General features: G+C 53.5%; 1 rRNA gene. It reads left to right on the top strand.

What is annotated here, in order from left to right:
* The first annotated feature begins 2 nt into the window (after window positions 1-2).
* Window positions 3-1,555: ribosomal RNA gene (locus R7E47_RS24240) — 16S ribosomal RNA — on the top strand.
* Window positions 1,556-1,566 lie beyond the last annotated feature (11 nt).

Genomic DNA, 1,566 nt, shown 5'->3' with positions numbered 1-1,566 from the left:
TTAAATTGAAGAGTTTGATCATGGCTCAGATTGAACGCTGGCGGCAGGCCTAACACATGCAAGTCGAGCGGAAACGAGTTATCTGAACCTTCGGGGAACGATAACGGCGTCGAGCGGCGGACGGGTGAGTAATGCCTAGGAAATTGCCCTGATGTGGGGGATAACCATTGGAAACGATGGCTAATACCGCATGATGCCTACGGGCCAAAGAGGGGGACCTTCGGGCCTCTCGCGTCAGGATATGCCTAGGTGGGATTAGCTAGTTGGTGAGGTAAGGGCTCACCAAGGCGACGATCCCTAGCTGGTCTGAGAGGATGATCAGCCACACTGGAACTGAGACACGGTCCAGACTCCTACGGGAGGCAGCAGTGGGGAATATTGCACAATGGGCGCAAGCCTGATGCAGCCATGCCGCGTGTGTGAAGAAGGCCTTCGGGTTGTAAAGCACTTTCAGTCGTGAGGAAGGTGGTAGTGTTAATAGCACTATCATTTGACGTTAGCGACAGAAGAAGCACCGGCTAACTCCGTGCCAGCAGCCGCGGTAATACGGAGGGTGCGAGCGTTAATCGGAATTACTGGGCGTAAAGCGCATGCAGGTGGTTTGTTAAGTCAGATGTGAAAGCCCGGGGCTCAACCTCGGAATAGCATTTGAAACTGGCAGACTAGAGTACTGTAGAGGGGGGTAGAATTTCAGGTGTAGCGGTGAAATGCGTAGAGATCTGAAGGAATACCGGTGGCGAAGGCGGCCCCCTGGACAGATACTGACACTCAGATGCGAAAGCGTGGGGAGCAAACAGGATTAGATACCCTGGTAGTCCACGCCGTAAACGATGTCTACTTGGAGGTTGTGGCCTTGAGCCGTGGCTTTCGGAGCTAACGCGTTAAGTAGACCGCCTGGGGAGTACGGTCGCAAGATTAAAACTCAAATGAATTGACGGGGGCCCGCACAAGCGGTGGAGCATGTGGTTTAATTCGATGCAACGCGAAGAACCTTACCTACTCTTGACATCCAGAGAACTTTCCAGAGATGGATTGGTGCCTTCGGGAACTCTGAGACAGGTGCTGCATGGCTGTCGTCAGCTCGTGTTGTGAAATGTTGGGTTAAGTCCCGCAACGAGCGCAACCCTTATCCTTGTTTGCCAGCGAGTAATGTCGGGAACTCCAGGGAGACTGCCGGTGATAAACCGGAGGAAGGTGGGGACGACGTCAAGTCATCATGGCCCTTACGAGTAGGGCTACACACGTGCTACAATGGCGCATACAGAGGGCGGCCAACTTGCGAAAGTGAGCGAATCCCAAAAAGTGCGTCGTAGTCCGGATTGGAGTCTGCAACTCGACTCCATGAAGTCGGAATCGCTAGTAATCGTGGATCAGAATGCCACGGTGAATACGTTCCCGGGCCTTGTACACACCGCCCGTCACACCATGGGAGTGGGCTGCAAAAGAAGTAGGTAGTTTAACCTTCGGGGGGACGCTTACCACTTTGTGGTTCATGACTGGGGTGAAGTCGTAACAAGGTAGCGCTAGGGGAACCTGGCGCTGGATCACCTCCTTAAACGATGATTA

This window comes from Vibrio sp. Vb1026, from assembly GCF_033338745.1.
GTDB classification, from domain to species: Bacteria; Pseudomonadota; Gammaproteobacteria; order Enterobacterales; family Vibrionaceae; genus Vibrio; species Vibrio alginolyticus.
Note: the sequence above shows the minus strand (reverse complement) of the source record. Positions and strands in the feature narration are given on the sequence as shown.